At 45.1% G+C, this 20,236-nt stretch carries 14 protein-coding genes and 1 tRNA gene; 7 read left to right on the top strand and 8 right to left on the bottom strand.

Annotation, left to right across the window (positions count from 1 at the left end; all coding sequences use genetic code 11):
* Positions 1-355 precede the first annotated feature (355 nt).
* Positions 356-440, bottom strand: a tRNA-Leu gene (locus V144x_RS01090).
* Between the two features lie 359 nt (positions 441-799).
* On the opposite strand from V144x_RS01090, the gene V144x_RS01085 reads away from it, so the two are divergent.
* Positions 800-2,179, top strand: a complete 1,380-nt coding sequence (locus V144x_RS01085; protein WP_144980109.1) for a DcaP family trimeric outer membrane transporter — start codon at positions 800-802, stop codon at positions 2,177-2,179.
* Positions 2,180-2,338: 159 nt separating this feature from the next.
* Here V144x_RS01085 and V144x_RS01080 read toward each other — a convergent pair whose 3' ends face one another.
* Positions 2,339-2,899, bottom strand: a complete 561-nt coding sequence (locus V144x_RS01080; RefSeq protein ID WP_144980106.1) for a DUF6891 domain-containing protein — start codon at positions 2,897-2,899, stop codon at positions 2,339-2,341.
* Between the two features lie 163 nt (positions 2,900-3,062).
* Positions 3,063-3,320 carry a hypothetical protein gene (locus V144x_RS01075; RefSeq protein ID WP_144980102.1) on the bottom strand — a complete coding sequence of 86 codons (258 nt, stop codon included), beginning with the start codon at positions 3,318-3,320 and terminating at the stop codon, positions 3,063-3,065.
* A gap of 198 nt (positions 3,321-3,518) precedes the next feature.
* On the opposite strand from V144x_RS01075, the gene V144x_RS01070 reads away from it, so the two are divergent.
* Positions 3,519-4,751: a hypothetical protein gene (locus V144x_RS01070; protein ID WP_144980099.1), complete on the top strand. Its 1,233-nt coding sequence runs from the start codon at positions 3,519-3,521 to the stop codon at positions 4,749-4,751.
* Here V144x_RS01070 and V144x_RS01065 read toward each other — a convergent pair.
* A complete protein-coding gene (locus tag V144x_RS01065) occupies positions 4,748-6,646 on the bottom strand; it encodes a carbon starvation CstA family protein (protein ID WP_144980096.1) in 1,899 nt (632 codons plus the stop codon). The genes V144x_RS01070 and V144x_RS01065 overlap by 4 nt on opposite strands.
* 649 nt (positions 6,647-7,295) lie before the next feature.
* Here V144x_RS01065 and csrA point away from each other — a divergent pair.
* Complete coding sequence (gene csrA, locus V144x_RS01060; protein ID WP_144980093.1) at positions 7,296-7,535, top strand: carbon storage regulator CsrA; 240 nt, start codon at positions 7,296-7,298, stop codon at positions 7,533-7,535.
* Positions 7,536-7,653: 118 nt separating this feature from the next.
* Here the strand turns inward: csrA and V144x_RS01055 are convergent, their stop codons facing one another.
* Entirely contained in the window at positions 7,654-8,358 is a 705-nt protein-coding gene (locus V144x_RS01055) for a class I SAM-dependent methyltransferase (RefSeq protein WP_197998709.1), read from the bottom strand.
* A gap of 120 nt (positions 8,359-8,478) precedes the next feature.
* A complete protein-coding gene (locus V144x_RS01050; RefSeq protein ID WP_144980090.1) occupies positions 8,479-11,010 on the bottom strand; it encodes an ATP-dependent Clp protease ATP-binding subunit in 2,532 nt (843 codons plus the stop codon).
* Positions 11,011-11,622: 612 nt separating this feature from the next.
* Between V144x_RS01050 and V144x_RS01045 the strand changes: the two genes are divergently transcribed.
* The 3 genes from V144x_RS01045 to amt all read left to right on the top strand — a co-directional run bounded on the left by V144x_RS01045 (position 11,623) and on the right by amt (position 17,479).
* Positions 11,623-13,179 carry a thiamine phosphate synthase gene (locus V144x_RS01045; protein WP_144980087.1) on the top strand — a complete coding sequence of 519 codons (1,557 nt, stop codon included), beginning with the start codon at positions 11,623-11,625 and terminating at the stop codon, positions 13,177-13,179.
* Positions 13,180-13,215: 36 nt separating this feature from the next.
* Positions 13,216-14,280, top strand: a complete 1,065-nt coding sequence (locus tag V144x_RS01040; protein ID WP_144980084.1) for a tRNA dihydrouridine synthase — start codon at positions 13,216-13,218, stop codon at positions 14,278-14,280.
* A 232-nt stretch (positions 14,281-14,512) separates the two neighbouring features.
* Positions 14,513-17,479, top strand: coding sequence for an ammonium transporter (amt, locus tag V144x_RS01035; protein ID WP_144980080.1), 2,967 nt, complete (start codon positions 14,513-14,515; stop codon positions 17,477-17,479).
* A gap of 29 nt (positions 17,480-17,508) precedes the next feature.
* Here the strand turns inward: amt and V144x_RS01030 are convergent, their stop codons facing one another.
* Positions 17,509-19,044 (bottom strand): YifB family Mg chelatase-like AAA ATPase, encoded by a 1,536-nt coding sequence (locus V144x_RS01030; protein ID WP_144980077.1) that lies wholly within the window; start codon positions 19,042-19,044, stop codon positions 17,509-17,511.
* 307 nt (positions 19,045-19,351) lie between these two features.
* Between V144x_RS01030 and V144x_RS28960 the strand changes: the two genes are divergently transcribed.
* Positions 19,352-19,450 carry a 50S ribosomal protein bL37 gene (locus V144x_RS28960; protein WP_390620792.1) on the top strand — a complete coding sequence of 33 codons (99 nt, stop codon included), beginning with the start codon at positions 19,352-19,354 and terminating at the stop codon, positions 19,448-19,450.
* Positions 19,451-19,572: 122 nt separating this feature from the next.
* On the opposite strand, the gene V144x_RS01025 is transcribed toward V144x_RS28960, so the two are convergent.
* Complete coding sequence (locus tag V144x_RS01025; RefSeq protein ID WP_144980074.1) at positions 19,573-20,220, bottom strand: RNA polymerase sigma factor; 648 nt, start codon at positions 20,218-20,220, stop codon at positions 19,573-19,575.
* Positions 20,221-20,236: the final 16 nt, after the last annotated feature.

The following is a 20,236-nucleotide window of genomic DNA, read 5'->3' as shown; positions in this document are numbered from 1 at the left end:
GCGAGCGTTGTAATAGCAGGCACTATTACCTTGAAAAAAAGACGGCCGTCTCACTCCCAAAAAAGGGTGAGACGAACCGCCTTTTTGTCTTCATGGCTGGCCATTAAAAAAAGCATCGCTATCTTTAATTAGGGGCGTTACCGCTACCCACAACCAAGCAGACAATTCGGATGAATTTTTGCGTTAATGTGATTGAGAAAAGTAAGTGACAATTTTCGTTGATGAAAAATCAAGGGGCTTACTTAGAACATCAATCAAAACCCTACTTCTCTTTTTCTTGGTCACATGAATGTGACTAGAATCACTTTTTTGCATTCGAACTTACTGACTGCTCGTAAGTCGTTTGATATCAAAATACCCAAGAGAGGATTCGAACCTCCACGTCCGTTAAGGACACTAGAACCTGAATCTAGCGCGTCTGCCAATTCCGCCACTTGGGCTTGAGTATTCTTTACTATCTCATCAAATTTCAATGAGTTATGCTGAATGAGCTATAAAAAATGGCTTAAGAACTCAATTCGCAGTCCTCTTAGAAACTCCAATGAAGGACCGGCTATAATAAGTAATCTTGGCTCAAAATTCTAGCCAGAAAAGCTGCGAAATTTAACATAACTCCAACCAGGAATATAGGTTCCTCGTCCTGAGCCTCATCAGTTTAAGGCAAGAATGACAGCCTGATACAATTTCCTGTAGTCTATGTATCACTCGGGACTGAGGTTTTCTCGTTCTATACATTTTGCTAAAATTCTCTTCCTCTCAATCCTCTCTTTTCTGAATTCTCTTCTTACAAAACAATCCAATGCGATCCTTTACAGGATTGATCATAATCCTGATTGTCATTCTGGTTCCCGTTGACGGGTGGGCACAGGACAACCTGTTTTCCGACCCGGAGTTAGCGATTGCGCACAGTACAATCGACGGTAGTCAGCAGGTAATACAAACTGAATTTATACCACCTGCTCCAGCAACGGAAAACAGGAACTCTGCTACACAGCCTGCTCCGGAATTTGGAGAAACTGGTTACGTCAATCTTGATCAAATCGACGAGCAACGGTTTGTGGGACCTTATACTTCCCGGTCACTTGCTTATGAAAATCTTGGCCTCAATCTGTATGCCCCTCCTGCATTCGAAGGGGGTTTGATTGTATTTGGTCCCAATGTCGCCATGAAGTTTGGTGGCTTCGTGAAAGCGGACTTTATTCACGATTTCAATCCTATCGACTCGACCGACTCTTTCATTACCACCGACATACCGGTCGGCGCACCGCCACGAACAAATACACGATTTCACGCCAGACAATCTCGTTTAAGTTTTGACACCCGCTGGATCTCTGATGAGCAAGTCATTCGTATTTATGTGGAAGGTGACTTTTTCAGCGCAGATGATCAATTTCGACTTCGACATGCCTACGGCGAAGTTGGTTCTCTACTGGTGGGACAAACATGGACCACATTTACAGATGTGGCAGCCGCTCCTGCAACACTTGATTTTGAAGGCTCAGTGTCCAACGTCAATCGGCGACAAGCGCAAGCCAGATGGACACGAACGATTTTTCATGATGACTTAAGTTTGGCACTGGCAGTCGAAGATACGCGATTCATTATTGATACTCCTACAGGAATCACAGGAGAACCACGCAACCCATCACCTGACTTCGTTGGGCATTTGCGCCTGATGCGGGAACGAGGCCAGTTTCAGGCAGCTGGGCTTTATCGCATCGTGGGTTTCCAACCAACAGGGCAAGCTGTGATTACCAGATCTGCCTGGGGATTCAATTTTACGGGAGTTTACCTGCTTTCGGATTCAATCAAAGCATATTCACAAATTGTGTTTGGTAAAGGAATCGGGAGTTACCGTGATCTGCCGGACGCTGCTCCCACTGCAACAGACCGTAGTGGATTGCTGTCTCTCTTCGGTTGGATGGTCGGTATGACACATGACTGGAACGAGGATCTGAGTTCAAACTTCACCTATGCTGAAAACAGCCTAGGTACAACTCCCTTTCAAAATCCGAACGACGTAGACGAAACCACGTATCTGGCCGCTAATTTAATCTGGTCTCCCTTAGAACGCGTCCAGGTCGGTGTCGAATACTTATATGGCATACGCAAAAACGTGAATGGCGCTACAGGTGACGCACATCGAATTCAAGCTTCGTTTATTTTTGATTTGCCTTGAAGCTAAAACTGCCCTGATATTCGTTTCTAGCCACGATGGCCTGTTCCAAGTGTCCTTCCTTCAAATTCATCACATAACCAATTCTCCTACACAAATCGATCATACCGGTTATGGACTCACCAGAATTTTTCTAGTAGCAACTGGTTCTTTTCTATATAACTATCGTTTCTGCCAAACCAAGCCTACTACTTTCAATCGCTCATTAAAGGTACCATCCCATTCAACCTTAAAGCCTACACGTTCTAGTTCTTCGAAGACGACCTGCCCCACTTTAATCCCCTTTGTTTTTTCCTCTTTTGGATCAATGGGGCCGAAAGACAGATACAAATCATGGCCGGCCACAACGCGCTCCAGGTCTTGCTTATGATAAAAACAGTATCCCATGACAGTTGCCGGCTGGGGATGTTCCTCCAGGTAAACTTGAAAGATCTCAAATCCATCGGTCTGTGTATTACCAGCATTTTGTAGCGAGATAATTCCTCTTTTATTCAAAGCTGTAAAAGCAGAGTCGAGACGATCACAGTCAGTAACCGTCGGCCAGGACTTCTTCTCCTCTTCCCATTTTGCCAACTCAGAATCAATGGCGGTAGAAACCAAAGCCTCATCAAGATCACCGGGCGCATACATCTCTTCACAAAATATTCGAGTCAAATCCTGCTTGTCATAAAACCCAGAACGAACGTACCAGGACATTTCTTCTATAACTTCTGAATCCAGCATTTTAGTAGAACCCTTGGCTTCTTGAGGCTTTGATTTTACAGGAGTTACATACTCAGGCGAACTACATCCCGGAAGCAAAAAACAAGCCATGATTACTAAAGAAAAGCACCTCATATTTGTATTTAATCTTGATATATAAAACACAACATGTCTTACCAATTTATTATTTTTGTTTGTTCGAGAATAGATACAGAAGAAATGAATAAATACTGGCGAACTGATAATCGCGGTCGACATATTTTTCGATCACATAAAACATGAAGTAATACAGTCTGGCAGAAGCCCACACAGCCAATAAAAGCAGTATGGTAATCTGCCAGGAACGTGTCTGATAAATAATCAATCCCACGGAAAAGATGAGTATGACGAAAAACAAAAACCCTTTGAGGTAAATCAGTTTTTTACTTTTGAGGTCAGACATGGCCATTTTCTCATTGAGGCACTTAGATTTATACAAAATCCATCAAATATTCTCTGCACATGATAATGAATTTCACCAATCATCGAAAACACGATCTAGAAATAAATATACTTTGTCTCAATGCTATTTGTTATACTCAGGCTACCAATGGCAAAGTGATTCCGCACCAGGCCTCAAATAATTAATAAGAGAACTAAAATGCTCAAGCTCTGTTACATCCACTTGCTCGTTCTTCTCTTATGCATGGGTTGTACTACGCATGCACAACCTAAAGAACATGCGAATGCTGAATCTGCAACAAACAAGCAGAGCACCAGACCTCAATCTTATGAAGAGACGTTGTACGAACTGGGCGCATTTCCTGTCAACAAACTGACGAAAAAGTATTATGACAACGGAAATCCAGGGCAGGTTTACAGCATGGGAAGACGGGAAGACGTTCATGGCTGGCTCAGTCCATACTCGATCCGGACATACAGTTACCTGACCCTGTCAGAAAAAAGACGTTACGGCATACCCAAGCAACCACTCAGCTATAAACGTTATGTTTCCTTTTTAGATGTCGAAACCTATCAACGAACAGAAGATCCGCTACTGTTTGCCATCATTCAATTTATATTGAAAGAATTCCTTTATAGGAAAATCAAAATTGAAAATCCAGAGGACTTTTTGAAGGTTTATCATGCTAAAATGGGGCTAGACAATCTGGTACTCTGGACACTTAAAGGGAGAGGTTTAAGCGGCCCCATGGTTGCCAGTCTGTATCAGCAATATGAGGATCCCTTATTGCTCCGTTATCTACCACCAATCGAGTCAGGCCAGACAGAGTACAAGGTGTTTCTGGGAAAACTACTAGCAGACAAACAGATCGATGCCGGACTTCGCTTTGAAGCCTACACTCAGTTATATTGTGCAGACAAAAAAACTCACCTTGCAGGTTACAAAGCATTTATTATCCAAAGCATCAATCAGCTATCAGACTGGGACGACCGTTATCATATGAACGAAGCATTACTGAGCATCGGTGACGAGGAGTCAACCAAAGTGGTTAATCAGAGTTTGCTGAACGATCCTGTAGCAGAAGTACGAGAAGCCATCCTCCACGATTTGAAAGAACAAGATAGGGTTGATGAATTTATCGAGACGATCTACCAGCTCTCACTGGGCAAAGGTAAAAAATGCTCCGGCGTCTCGATGAATCGCATGATGATACTTGAGGGAGAAACTGAAATTTCTCACGATTTGAGAGAATACTTGAGGTGGGCTCAACAAAAAAAGAATCTAAAGCAGGAAACACATATTAAAATTCACTCCGCACTAGAAGCGTTAACCAGAGAGAAACCTAATTCGCCCTATGAGATTTATGGAGATGGGGACTCATTTGAAGAAAACAAAAAGAAACGATCGGTAAATGAACCGGCCCGAACCTAATTCGATCCCCCGGCAGCGGTGCTTGTAGCAACTGCTGGTCGGACTGTGGAAAGTTCGGGGAGTGGCTCTTCCAGGCATCCTTTTGATTTTGACCAGACGAGTAAGCCTTCGACCATCATCCAAACCTGTAAGGCAATGACGGCAATACCAAACAGGAACAGGTGTTGTTTATCAGGATTGGCGGCCCAGCCTGATTCGCTATTGAACATGTTCCAGAGCATCGCCCAGGCTGGCATGATTAACATCACAATCATCGGAACCAGCGCGAAGATGATCGGTTTATTACGGCGGCGGAGGTAAAACACGATTACCATAAACGCCAACCCTGCCAATAACTGGTTGGTCGCTCCAAACAGAGGCCAGAGAATCAAACCACCACTACCTGGCCCCTGCGAGGCACTGGCCGGCAGCATGGCTACCATCCCACCGAGAATGACTGCCAGAGCTGTAGCGGCATATTTGTTCGTTAAAGGCTTAATGTGAACCGTGGCGGCAAGCTCTTGAATCACATAGCGTTGTAATCGCGTTGCGGTATCTAATGTGGTCGCCGCAAAACTGGCAACCAGCACAGCAATGATGCTGATGCCTAATTTTAAAGGAATTCCAATGGAGCCTAGAAAGTTCGCTCCGCCATGAATAAACGCACCGATTTTATCTTTCAATTTGAAAGCAGCCCATCCTTTACTGGCGTTGTAACGCGTTTCCCAGGCAGCAACTCCTGCCAGTTGGGTATCCGTGCCTTCGACCATGGTGGGTTGATAGTTATAAGCGGCTCCTTTTCCGACACGTGAGAATTCTCCCATTCCTACACCGGCACAACATGCCAAAATCACGATGACTGCCAACCCCCCTTCGAGTAGCATCGCACCATAGCCGACATATTGTGCATCAAGTTCAGACTCGACCTGCTTACTGCTTGTACCACTACTGACCAGACAGTGAAATCCGCTACAGGCACCACAAGCGATCGTAATAAATAAAAACGGCCAGATCGGTGGTGCATCAGCGGGAATATTCGAGGCAACCGCAGGTGCGCTCCCCACTAAATCGGCTTGACCAGTGGCGCCGGCAAAAATGGCACCGATGAGCAATAAACCCAATGCCAATACTAACTGATGACTGTTAATAAAATCACGAGGTTGCAGTAACAACCAGACGGGCAACACTGAAGCAATCGCACAATAGGCCAGCAATACGAAAGTCCATAGTATGACGGTATTTGGGAACGCGCCCATAATGGGAATATCGAACAACGTCGAAATATTAATCGGTAAATAGTAAGCCCCGATATAAACCGACGCATACACAATTGCCAAAGCAATAATAGAAGGACCTAATAAAGACGCATTTTGTTTATACACCATAAGCCCGATTACAATCGCAATCGGCATCGTGATCCAGACCGGCAGCACTGTTTCCGGATAAAGGGCAAAGATGATGGCGATCACCAGACCAAAGATCGCCAGAACAACCGTAAGGGCTAACAACAGAATCAACAGAAATAAGATGCGCGTCCGCGGGGCAATTAATCGACCTGCGACTTCCCCCACCGTCTGACCACGATTCCGCAACGAAACGACGAGCGCCCCAAAATCGTGGACCGCTCCAATGAATATGGATCCAAATAAAACCCACAACAGTGCGGGCAACCAGCCCCAGAAGACGGCAATCGCCGGACCTACGATGGGTCCTGTCCCTGCGATGCTGGTGAAATGATGACCAAAAATGACTTCTTTTTTTGTAGGAACAAAATCAACATCGTCCTGAAGTTGCTTACTGGGCACTTCAGCCTTGGCATCGACATTAAATATTTTTTGTGAAAGCCACTTACCATAAGTGTGGTAGGCAATAATGTAACCTACGAAGGCTCCCGCAGCGATCAGCAATGTGACCATTTATTCTTCACTCCAGTACGCTTCAAACAACCAAACTTTCTGGTTGTATTTTTCTCTATAACAAGTCGGACCAAGGTTGATTAATGCCCTAATTCTTAGATTAGGCCTTCTTCACATCAATGTAACATGAGCCTGACATTATGAACCAAATACTATTTACAGATTAAACATCTCTCTTGTGATTCGCAATTAAGGCATCGCTCAGAACCAACATAACAACAACCACAACTATACATAAACAACCCAAAAAGCACTGTCAGGAAGCCACATCCGGCACAATCGACAAATCCAACTCATTCAGAAAATTGCACCACATCTCCCTGCAACGCCCTTATTTAACCCATTTTAAATATAATAAAGATTAGCAAAACGTCGATGTAGTTAGTACCCACGAGAAACTCGTTTTTGAAAACAGGGATGTGGGTCATTGCCGTTATCAAAGTGTTCCAGCATTTGATGTCTCGTGATCGTATTGAAAGAGAGTCACCAGCAAGCAGGGCACTTTGGATTCCGGACTGATTTGTTTTACATACTTACGAATAGACAACGGGTGACAAATTTTACATTAGATGAAATAAGAGGTTTGTCGCCTCTTCAGATATCACCTCATTGACCCAAAACACGAAGATCTACGGAAGGAGTAACTACGATGCTTGTTTTGTCGAGACAACGCGACGAGAGCATCATCATCGGTGACAATATTGTCATTACAATTGTCGATATCCGAGGTGATAAAGTACGGTTAGGAATTCAAGCCCCAACAGAAATTCCAGTACACCGTCAGGAAGTGTACGATGCGATTCAGCGAGAAAACGCACTCAAAGAATCGGGTGAGCACCGTCCCTCACCTCAATCGCCTTCCAAAAATGCCGGCGAGCGATCATCCTGAACGACGAAGACGTTCGCTAGACAGGATATGACCAACTTTCAATTAAAGATTAATTGAAACTCCAACAGGGGGAGAGATTGGCAAGAAGTCAACTCCCCCTGTTTGTCTTTGTGGTCGCTCATGTTGAACGGGGCAGAGTTAAAGAAACGGTCCAGTGTCGATCGGATGACATGCGTGCCGCATTTTTGGGTAAGGAAAGTTCCTCCAACAATCCCTGAACTTCCTTGAATGTCAGTGCCGCATGTAAAGAATCTCTCAACAGTTGCTGTTGATGATGGTTCTCCTGCCCCGCATAGGCTTCAACCAGATGATCCACCTGGTCAACAAAATCTGGTCGAACCAGATCGCGCATGAACAGAAAACCTCCTGGTTTGAGTACGCGAATGACCTCACGAAACACTGTGATGGGGTCGGGGATATGGTGAATCAGACTGTTGGAGATCACGATGTCAAAGGTCTGATCTGAAAAAGACAGTTTTTTGGCATCAACAATCTCCAGAACAATTCTGTGCTCCAAGTTAACCTGTTTGATATTCTCCTGTGCCAGTTTCAACATCTCTTGAGCCATATCGACCGCAACCACTTTGATTCGATCAATGCGGTTACACAGTTCAATTGGAATCAAGGCAGTTCCTGTTCCGAGATCAAGCACGGTTATCGATACCGACCTGGCAGAATTTCCAAGAGCGTTCTGACCATTAAGGACAAATTCCAGTAAGTCATCCACAAATAAACGGTTGACTTCGCCGTGATGCATTGCATTATAGTCGACAGCTTCCTCTCGAGTATCCATGACTTCCGGCTCAAGCTGTCGAGGAATCATCGTTCTTGCCCTTCTGAAGTGATCGAAATCTCATCGTACTTAGAAAAAAAGTAGCCCTCATCTGGATGATGAGGGCTACAAATAAAAGTTTCATTTAGCGAAACAGAACGCGATTAAAGGTTACGCGTCTCCTTCAGCGCCTTCTACTGAGCCAACTGTTTCCAGTTCTTCAGTCTCAGCTTCATAAGAACCTTCAAAGCCGAGTTGTTTTTCGCCATCGACTTCTCTGACTTCGACGAGCACCTTGTTTTTGCCCTCAAAACTACCACGTAGCAGTTCTTCGGCCAATGGATCTTCGATGTACCGTTCTACAGAACGACGTAATGGACGAGCACCGTAGTCGAGTTCGCCACCTTCAGAACCTTTATCGATAATGAACTCGCGTGTATCGTCGGTAAGCTCCAAAGTAACGCCCTGCTCTTTCAGGCGACTGCGAACCTTGCTGAGTTCGATATCCACAATTTGCTTTAACTCTTCACGAGTCAGTTTACGGAACACAACCACTTCATCAAGACGTCCCAAAAATTCAGGTTTGAATTCTTTCTGAAGGTCATGCATCAGGTTGCGTTTCATGGCATCGTAGCTGGTATCATCGTCGGCTTTCCGGAATCCGAAAGCATCTCCATGAGCCATACCCTGAGCACCCGCATTGGTTGTCATAATCAGAACAACATTTTTGAAGTCCACCTTACGTCCAAAGCTATCGGTGAGATGACCTTCTTCCATAATTTGAAGCAACATGTTGAACACATCAGGGTGTGCTTTTTCAATTTCATCAAGCAAAACAACAGCATAAGGACGACGACGAATTTTCTCCGTCAACTGTCCCCCTTCTTCAAAGCCTACATATCCCGGAGGCGCACCAATCAGACGACTGACGTTGTGCTTCTCCATGTACTCACTCATGTCAATTTGAATCAAAGCGTCTTCATCACCGAACATGAATTCAGCCAGTGTTTTGGCCAATAATGTTTTTCCAACCCCAGTCGGGCCAGAGAATAAGAAGGCACCCATCGGTCGTTTCGGATCTTTCAGTCCACTACGACTGCGGCGTACTGCTTTAGAAACCTGTTTGATGGCTTCGTCCTGACTGATGACCCGCTCATGCAATTCATCTTCCATATTCAGCAAACGTACGGTGTCTTCGCTAGAAAGTCTTGTCAACGGCACGCCGGTAATTTTGGCAACTACTTCAGCGACAACTTCAGCATCGACCACGCCATCTACTTCTTTGGACTTTTCACGCCATTCCTGAGTCAAAGACTCTTTGCGTTTCTTTAATTTATCGGCCTGATCACGAAGATTGGCAGCCAATTCGAAGTCCTGATTGGCAACAGCTTCTTCCTTCGATTGGTTCAAACGCTCTGATTCCTCTTCCAGTTCTTTCAGATCGGGAGGACGAACCATTGATTTCAAACGAATCCGGGCACCTGCTTCGTCAATCACATCGATGGCCTTATCAGGTAAACAACGACCGGTAATGTATCGCGAGGACAACTCAACAGCTTTTTCTAAGGCATCATCGGTAATTTGTACTTTATGATGCTCTTCATAACGTTCCCGTAAACCGCGCAAAATTTCGACCGTTTGTGAATCGGTCGGTGGTTCAACCATAACATTCTGGAAACGTCGCTCCAGAGCACTGTCTTTTTCAATATATTTTCGGTATTCGTCCAAAGTGGTCGCACCGATACACTGTAATTCACCACGGCTTAATGCTGGCTTCAATACATTAGAAGCATCGATGGCACCTTCAGCGCCACCGGCTCCAACCAGCGTATGCAATTCGTCGATGAACAAAATCGTATTTTTTGCACGACGCACTTCGTTCATGACGGCTTTAATGCGTTCTTCAAACTGACCACGATATTTGGTGCCAGCAACCATCATGGCCAGGTCCAGCACAACAATGCGACGGTCGCGAAGCAGGTCAGGAACCTCTCCATTCACAACCATCTGCGCAAAACCTTCGACAATTGCCGTTTTACCAACACCGGCTTCACCTAACAGAACCGGATTATTTTTTTGCCGACGACAGAGAATCTGAATGACACGTTCAATTTCTTTCGAACGCCCAATGACGGGATCGAGTTTTTTCTGTTTGGCGAGTTCGGTTAAGTCGCGACCAAAGCTGTCTAAAGCAGGTGTTTTACTTTTACCCGCTTTTTGACTTCCAGTACCAGGTGTTCGTTCTCCTGCTTCGCCACCTTCCAACCCATGGCCCAGAAGATTCAATACTTCTTCACGCACTTCTTCCAGTTTCAAGCCAAGATTCATTAAGACCTGGGCGGCAACTCCATCTTGTTCTCGCAATAATCCTAACAGGAGATGCTCAGTTCCGACATAATTGTGATTCAAATTCCGCGCTTCTTCCATCGCATATTCGATGACTTTTTTGGCACGCGGTGTTTGAGGCAGCTTGCCCATGGTGACCATGTCGGGGCCGGATTGCACAATCTTTTCGACTTCCAGGCGGATCTTTCTCAAGTCCACGTCCAGATTTTTCAGCACATTTGCTGCTACGCCTGAACCTTCTTTGACTAATCCCAGTAGGATATGTTCGGTCCCGATATATTCATGATTAAACCGTTGGGCTTCTTGATTTGCCAACTGCATCACTTTTCGAGCTCGATCTGTAAACCGCTCGTACATAACTCGTTTCTCCTCTGGCCCTGTTTACTGTCGGGCACTTTTGGATGAACAGTATGATTATGCCTTGAAATGAAATATCCCAAATGCAGTAATCAATTTCTCTCAAACCAATATTAAAACCAATATTAAAATTGAATCGCGTAACTTTATCTTTTTTACTTAAAACTTGCTATCTGATGTTAGTAGGTGTCTTCTAGTATCAATGGACAGATTTGAATCGAATCGCATTCAAAAAAGAAGGGCTCTCAAGAATAATACGTTACTCACGAAAAAACGTCGAGTAATTTCCAAAAACAACACTAACACCATGCTAGGAAGTCACTGAAAACACACCACTTATCAAAATATATTACCTATTTTAACATGCCAGATTTTTAAGGGACTTTCACCTCTTAACACTACACCCAGATTCATACAGGAAAGTAGGGGAAACCACCACCCCGCAAATGCCATAAATTCGACACGACCGACAAAACCTGCATTTCAATTCTAGTCCCCTACGCTCAATGTAGCAAGATAAGCCTTTGATCGGTTAATCTATTTGTGCACGCTCTTTCCAGAAACAGCATTGATTTATTCATTTATCATCTAGTTCCTCTAAAAAAGATCCTCATGCAACACTTACTGACAGCAGGAGCCCAGCGCGCACTAAATCAGGCTGAACTAATCGCGCATACTTCAGCCCAAACCAACTTGGATGCGATTCACTTGCTGGCGGCACTTGCCAACGAAGAATCACGGGCAGCAGAAATACTGCTCACTCATAAGATTGAGCCGGTCATGATTCTAGCTGAATTCCAACTTCAAATACCTGATGAATCATCCTCCGACGCGGAAGAGAACCAGCCGCTAGAGCTATCGGAGGCGCTGCGCGATTACCCTGCACTCAAGGAGATTTTGAATAGCGCACTTGAGCATGCCAGTCAAGCGGATGTCTCTACCGAAATTGGAAGTGAGCATCTGTTGTGGGGTTTATTAAACGTCGAAGGTAAACACACTCAATGGCTGAATACTCAAGGAAATCTTTCTGCGCAATCACTAAGACAAGCTATCCATGCTCAGCAGCACCATCAGGCAGATCCAATCGACGTGGATTTTGCGTTTCGGACAGTTCCTACGACAATCAACGATCAGACGCATATCTTGAGAACCATCGACGCCGCAGCTAATCGACTTCGGGAAGGACTGCGTGTGGTAGAAGACTACCTCCGTTTCACTTTAGACGATGCGCATCTGATGGGTATTCTCAAAACTACCCGTCACCAACTGGCAGATGCGCTGAAATTTATTGGACAGGAATCACTGATTGCCAGTCGCGATACACTTAACGATGTGGGTACTGCTATCAGTACCACTTCCGAGTTTGATCGACAAACGCTGGAACATTTGCTGCAGGCAAATTTAAAACGTGTTCAGGAAGCAACTCGAACATTGGAAGAGTTTAGCAAATTAATATCGGTCGAAGCGGCTTCCATTTTCAAGCAAATGCGCTATTCGTTTTACACTTTGGAAAAAAGTGTTCTGGGTTGCCTAAACAACCAACAAAAACTGAAAGGCTGTCAGCTCTATTTGCTGGTCTCCGAATCCTTATGCCATCATGGTTCAGGTCCCGCCATTCGAGAATCATTAGCAGCAGGAATAGAAATTGTGCAGATCCGTGAAAAAGAAATGACGGATCGGCAACTGCTGGAACATGGCAAACGTGTTCGCGAGTGGACAAGAGAAACTGGCGCGATCCTGATTATGAATGACCGGCCGGATCTCGCCGTTGCCATTGACGCCGATGGTGTGCACGTCGGGCAGAATGAGTTACCAGTACGAGAAGTAAGACAAATTGTGGGACCACGTCGTATGATCGGTGTATCTACACATAATATCGAACAGGCCCGCAAAGCAGTCTTGGACGGAGCCGATTATCTGGGAGTTGGCCCCACTTTCCCGACTACAACTAAATTATTTGAAGCACATGAATACGCTGGTTTGAAGTTTATTCAACAGGTCGCAGCAGAAATTACGCTCCCCTGGTTTGCAATCGGTGGTATTAATGGAGACAACCTAGAGCAGACACTCCAAGCTGGTGCGCAACGCGTGGCTGTCAGTAGTGCTATTTGCGGTCATGAACAGCCTGGCCAGATTACCAAAAAATTACTGGAACAATTCTCAAGCTGATTTTTCATCTTACAAAGAAATAAGTTTAACAAAATCATGTTAGTCCATCAGATAACCCCGGTCTCTATTGGCTCTTATCAATTAGAATCTCCCTTGTTTCAAGCTGCTTTGAGCGGTTATAGCGATTACCCCATGCGGGTCATCGCGGCAAAGTTAGGTGCAGCGTACACACTTTGCGAAGTGATGATTGACCGCATGATTGTTCAATCCAAACAAGGTAAGCAGCACACAATGATGTATTGCCATCAGGATGAATTCCCTGTTGGTGGTCAACTGATGGGCTCAGAACCGGAAGAATTTGGCCCTGCCGCACAGCGATTAGTAGAAGCTGGCTTTGATGTCATCGACATTAATTTCGGTTGTCCCGTTAAAAAAGTGATGAGCCGGTGTCGTGGTGGCTATCACTTGGGTCAACCAGAAGTGGCACTGGAAATTGTTTCCCGCGTTCGAGATGTTGTTCCAGACCACATTCCCGTCACACTAAAAATGAGGCGTGGCATTGATGATACAGCAGAATCGGAAGACAACTTCTTTCATATTTTTGATGGTGCTTACGAACGGGGTCTGGCAGCAATCACTGTGCATGGACGAACGGTGCATCAAAAATATGTCGGCCCCAGTAACTGGGAATTTCTCAAAAAAGTCAAACAGCATGCGGGAACGAAAACGGTCATTGGAAGCGGTGACCTGTTCTCTCCTCAAGCCTGCATCGATATGCTGCGCGTGACTCACGTAGACGGTGTTTCCATCGCGCGAGGTGCGATCGGAAATCCCTGGATCTTTCAGCAAACAGCTGAGTTACTCAAAGGTCATTTGATTTCTCCACCAGATATCTATGAGCAGCGCGCTGTCATTACAGAGCATTTTCAGATTGCTTACGATTTCTATGGAGAGAGAAAAGTCTGTAACACGATGAGAAAATTCGGAATCTTTTATTCAGAACTTCATCCACAACGAAAAGCAGTTCGTGACGCATTTATTGCCGTCAAAACGGCAAAACAGTGGTTAGAGGTTTTAAAGCAGTGGTATGGAAACAACAGCCCAGGAGAATTCCCACCTGTTAAGGAACCGAATCCCTTGTCTCTAGAGGCACCAACTTAATCGTTGAGTTTGAGACTTTCTCAATAGTACTTGGATTCATCTTAGTCCAGTCCGAATAAAACGACTGCATCGATTATTCTGCTATGAAATCGTGTACCAAGTGAGGACTTTCCCTCAGTTTCTTTTTGACTGTCGTCAAAACCAACGTAAAGTTTCAAGGTCCTCCAAATCTCCAACGATCATACGCGCGCACTATGGTCGTTCAGTCAGAAATCGAAGGCTCACTTTTTTAATGTCCTATGAGTTAACGACTAACATCATTTGGGTGCTAACATGTACCAGCCTGGTCTTCCTGATGCAGGCTGGTTTTTGCTGCCTTGAATCTGGACTCTCCCGATCAAAAAACAGCATTAATGTTGTACTCAAGAACATTGTCGATTTTTTCATAGGCGCCTTACTGTTCTGGCTCCTGGGCTACGGCCTGATGTTCGGTAATTCCTTTCACGGATTATTGGGAACATCTCATTTCGCTTTTGAAGACTCAAGCAACACTCACTGGATGACGGTTGTATTTCTTTTCCAACTCGTTTTTTGCGGTACGGCAATGACGATTTCATCGGGAGCCGTCGCAGAACGTATGAAATTTCGATCATACCTGTTCCTGGCATGTGCGATTGGTGCCATTGTTTACCCCCTGTTTGGCCATTGGGCTTGGGCAAAAACCTTAGCCGGTGATCCTTCAGGATGGTTAGGAAAATTGGGCTTCATTGACTTTGCAGGTTCGACGGTTGTGCATTCCGTAGGAGCCTGGTCTGCAATGGCAACGGTTCTGATTCTTGGCCCGCGTACCGGACGTTTTTCTCAAAAGTCGAACCAGACTCACTTTTCATCAAGTAATCTTCCGTTAGCAGGACTGGGTGTTTTATTAATCTGGCTGGGATGGTTTGGATTTAATGGTGGTAGCACACTGGCTTTGAATAGCGAAGTTCCAGTCATATTCTTAAACACGATCTTAGCGGGCATCTCAGGAGGATTGTGTGCGTTATTTTGGGTAATGATGACCTCGAAACAAATCTCCGTCGAAAAAGTCTTTAATGGATCACTAGCAGGGCTCGTGGCTATCACCGCATCTTGTAACGCCGTCTCTTACACAAGTGCGATCCTGATTGGCGCCATTGCTGGGGTGGTCATGCTGGCTTCACTCCATCTCCTGGAAAAGCGATTCCAGGTGGATGATGTTGTCGGAGCCATTCCCGTGCATGGATTTGCCGGAGCCTGGGGAACATTGGCGGTTGCCATTTTCGCTGATATAGAACACTTTCAAAATGGAGTTTCTCGCGTACAACAGTTTGGAATTCAAGCCTTAGGTGTTGTCACCTGTTTCCTGTGGAGTTTTGGGGTGATCTGGATTTGCATGTCATTTCTCAATCGATTCAAGCCCATCCGCGTGACTGTGGAAGAAGAAAAAATAGGACTCAATGTAGTAGAACATGGAGCTTCAACAGAGCTGCATCAACTCCTGAAGACAATGGTCGCCAACGAAAAAGGAGAAAACGCGTTAAGAGCTGATATCGATTCGTTTTCGGAAGCGGGTATTGTTGGTTATCAATACAACCGGGTATTGGATGCCCAGGAAATGTTGTTAGCAAATGTGAAAGATCGCGAGACGCGATACCGATCTATCATGGATAATGTGATTGATGCCGTAATCACAATCAATCCCCGGGGGTTCATTGAAGAGTTTAATCTCGGAGCGGAGCAGTTATTCGGTTATCAAAATCATGAAGCCATAGGAAAAAACATCGATTTATTAATTCCTCTAAAACAGGAGCAACGGCAAGATAAAAATACGATTGATGCTCTCAATCCAGAACTGCGAAAAGCCATCGGAGGGAGACAAGAAATTATCGCCCAAAGAAAAGATGGTTCTACATTTCCAGCAGAACTTGCGCTCAGCTCAGTCGTACTGGCTGATCGGAACATTTTCACTGGAATTATTCAAGATATCAGCAAACGTAAAGAGTATGAAAAGTCACTGAATGAAGCACGCTACAAAGCGGAAGCAGCAAATCAAGCAAAGAGTGAATTTCTAGCAAATATGAGTCATGAAATCCGTACTCCTATGAATTCCATTTTGGGTTTCGCAGATATACTACTTGGTAATCTAAACGATGAAGAAAACATTGAATCTGCAACCATCGTAAAGCGAAACGGTGAACACCTCATCGAAATCATCAATGATATTCTTGATTTATCAAAAATTGAAGCTGGGAAAATCACTCTCGAAAACATGCAAATCAACACTCGAGAAATTGTGAGTGATATTGCATCATTAATGCAATTTAAGGCAGACTCGAAAGGTTTGAATTTCATCATTTCTTTTCAAAATCCCATACCAGAAACAATTACTTCAGACCCGACTCGACTTCGACAAATTCTGATCAACCTGCTCGGAAATGCGATCAAATTTACTAAATCGGGTTCTGTTGAATTACGAACACAACTCATTCAGTCCAAAGATGCTTCACCACAACTTCAATTTGATATCATCGATACAGGAATCGGCCTTTCTGAAGAAGCGATTTCACAGATCTACCAACCTTTCACACAAGCTGACAACTCAACTACAAGGAAATTTGGAGGTACGGGACTCGGTTTGACGATCACAAAACGGCTGGTTGAAATGCTGGGTGGTATGATTCAAGTAAAAAGTACTGTAAATCAAGGTAGTACTTTTACAGTAACTGTGAATACAGGATCTCTTGAGGCAGTCCCTCTTTTGCAATTAGATGAAAACTCAATCACAAAATCTTCCAGCGAAATAAATTCTCATCAATTGCTTGAAACAAGTGTCTCGAATTCAACGCGCAAGGCACTAATTGTTGAAGATGGTGTGGATAATCAGCGACTCATCTCTTTCCTGTTAAAAAAGGAAGGTATCGATGTGGATCTCGCTGAGAATGGTAAAATTGGTTATGAGCAGGCAATCGTAAAGTTCGAAAATGGAGCGCCTTATGATTTCATTTTGATGGATATGCAAATGCCAGTGATGGATGGTTATACGGCTACCAGGAAACTACGCGATGCAGGATATTTAAGCCCGATTATTGCTTTAACCGCCCATGCAATGAAACACGACATGGAAAAATGTCTTGATGCCGGTTGTGACGCTTACGCAACCAAACCCATTCAGAAAAAAAAGCTGATGAACATCATCGCTCAACTGATGACACAAGAACTGGAATCACATCAAGGCTAAGCCTTATACCAGTAGAATGGGCTGCGCTCTTATGACCAGAATTGCCGATCCAGGGTACGATAATTGATGGCTTCACTTACATGAGCCGCCGTGATTTGATCGCAAGGTTCAAGGTCAGCAATCGTGCGGCTGATGCGCAAAATTTTATCGTGTGCCCGCGCTGAGAGGCCCATTTCTTCCATCGCTGATTTCAATAATGCTTCTGCGTCTGCAGCCAATTGACTATATTTTCGCAATTGCCGCGGCGTCATGCGACCGTTGTGGGAATTCGATTCATGTTTAAATCGGCGGGCCTGAATCTCCCGCGCTTCCAATACCTGTTCGCGCATAGTGGCACTGTTTGTTCCCGATGATTGATTTGAAAGTTCGCGAAAAGGAACAGGAGGCACTTCAATATGAATGTCAATTCGATCCAGTAACGGGCCACTGATTTTAGAAAGATAACGTTCGATCTGGACCGGATTGCAGGAACATTTTCGACGCGTGTCAGAAAGATAGCCACAGGGGCAGGGATTCATGGCGGCAATTAACATCACGTTCGCAGGAAAAGTTACGCTACCCATCACACGGGAGATCGTGACATTGCCTCCTTCTAATGGTTGCCTCAATACCTCTAAGGTACGTCGATTAAACTCAGGAAGTTCATCGAGAAATAAGAGCCCGTTATGCGCCAAACTGATCTCACCAGGCGCCGGTGTCGACCCTCCTCCCACCAAACCTGCTTCACTAATCGTATGGTGGGGCATGCGAAACTGCCGCAACATGACTAGTGATTGATTGCTCTGTAAGCGCCCCATCGCACTATAAATGCGTGTCGTCTCCAAGCTTTCTTCCTGCGAAAGCCGAGGAAGAATGGTACTGAGCCGTGAGGCCAAGAGTGTCTTGCCTGTACCGGGAGAACCAATCATCAGTAAATGATGCATACCGGCCGCTGCCACAGTGATCGCACGCTTTGAATATTCCTGCCCCTTGACATCACTGTAATCAATATCGTATTGGGCATGTTCTTCCAGAGCATCTTCCCAGCAAAACTCAACTGCTTCGATGGGTAAATTTCCCGTATAAAAACCAACGGCTTCTGCCAAAGTACCCACGGCGAACACATCCAGACCTTCTACGACAGCAGCCTCTTCTGCGTTCTGAACCGGAACTAACAACCCCTGCTTCCCCTGCTCACGTGCCGCTAGTGCCATCGATAACGCGCCACGCACCGGACGAATCGTACCATCCAACGCCAGCTCTCCTACCACAGCAAAATCCTGAAATCGATCTGAGGCCAATTGCCCACTCGCAATCAGCAGACCTAAAGCAATCGGCAGATCAAACGAAGCCGCATCCTTGGGGAGGTCAGCTGGTGAAAGGTTGATAACAATCCGATCAATGGGACGATTGTAACCACTGTTGACTAGAGCCCGTTCTATACGATGCGTACTCTCCTTAACGGCCGCTTCTGCTAATCCCACCAGAATGGTTTTCGGCATCGCTCCGGGAGAGATATCTACCTCAACTTCAACCGGTTTGGCATCAATTCCCAATAACGAATAAGTAAATAGTTTGGCTAGCATGAGGAATTTCTTTAGCACAATTCAGGTTCGTGTTTAAATTTGTCCAGTATTCATAGATTCCTCACCATGCTAACCAGAGCAAGAACAACAGTCCACATACTGAGGGTCTGACAAACAAACTTTTGGCCCAAAATCCAAGCTGATTTCAGAGAATTCCGCTCGAAAAAGCGATTTTTGGCTGATTGGCTTTTTTTCAGGACGACGTTCGACTAGAATGCTCGACCCTGTACCGATAACAATTTGCAGACCTCATCAGTCAACGTGTGGTCTTGATTGCAAAAATTGAAGACCATTAAAGGATATCGTCATGGCCAAAACACAACGAAAATTGAAAAAAGCAAACCACGGTCGTCGACCTGCGAGTGCGAAAGCACGTAAGCAAAAACGCAAGCACATCAAGTTCTAATCTTGATGGGGCAGCTTGCTTCTGTTTGCTAAAATTTGAAATCATTAAAATCACCTCGCACATCAGTTTGATTGCGAGGTTTTTTGCTGCTCTTTATCTGAGATGAGATCAAAGTTGACTGACTACTCGGACAATCCCAATCCGACTAAATCTGCATCGTGAATCTGAGCTGTTTTGATAGCGTCCTTTAATTTGCCCACCACAAAATGCTTATGGTTGGCAACGGCTTGTTCTGAAATTTGTAACTGTAACGCAACTTCTTTATTCGCCTTACCCGAAACAAATAGCTGCTCGATGCACTGTAGCCGTTCGAACTCTCCATTTTTGATCCAAGATAAGATCAATGTCTGCAAACTCTCACTGATGATTTGCTCTTCTCTTGATTTTCGCTCTTTGCTCCGTGCCAGGCTGGAGGCCACACGTGCATGGCCGGCTGGTTCCCGATGCGTTTCTCGCTCACCACCTTCATCGGGGAAAAGGGGAATCGTGGGGCGCCTGCCCTGCTTCCGCAGAAGGTCTGTTAATTTATGAGAGGCTATCGCGAATAGAAATGACTCCAAAGGGGTTGCAGGATCATAATTGGGAATACTGATCAGGAATCCCATAAATGTTTCCTGAACAACATCCTCGCTGGTCGCCGCATTTCGTAATCGGCTATTCACAAATGCCAGCAAGCGACCTTCAAACCGCGCAATTAACTCAGCCCAGGCATCGGGATCACCTGCCTTAATTTGAGACACGAGAAGTTGGTCGGCTTCGTCAATGGGCATGATCGAGTCGTCAGCT

This window comes from Gimesia aquarii (genome assembly GCF_007748195.1).
Taxonomy (GTDB): domain Bacteria; phylum Planctomycetota; class Planctomycetia; order Planctomycetales; family Planctomycetaceae; genus Gimesia; species Gimesia aquarii.
Note: the sequence above shows the minus strand (reverse complement) of the source record. Positions and strands in the feature narration are given on the sequence as shown.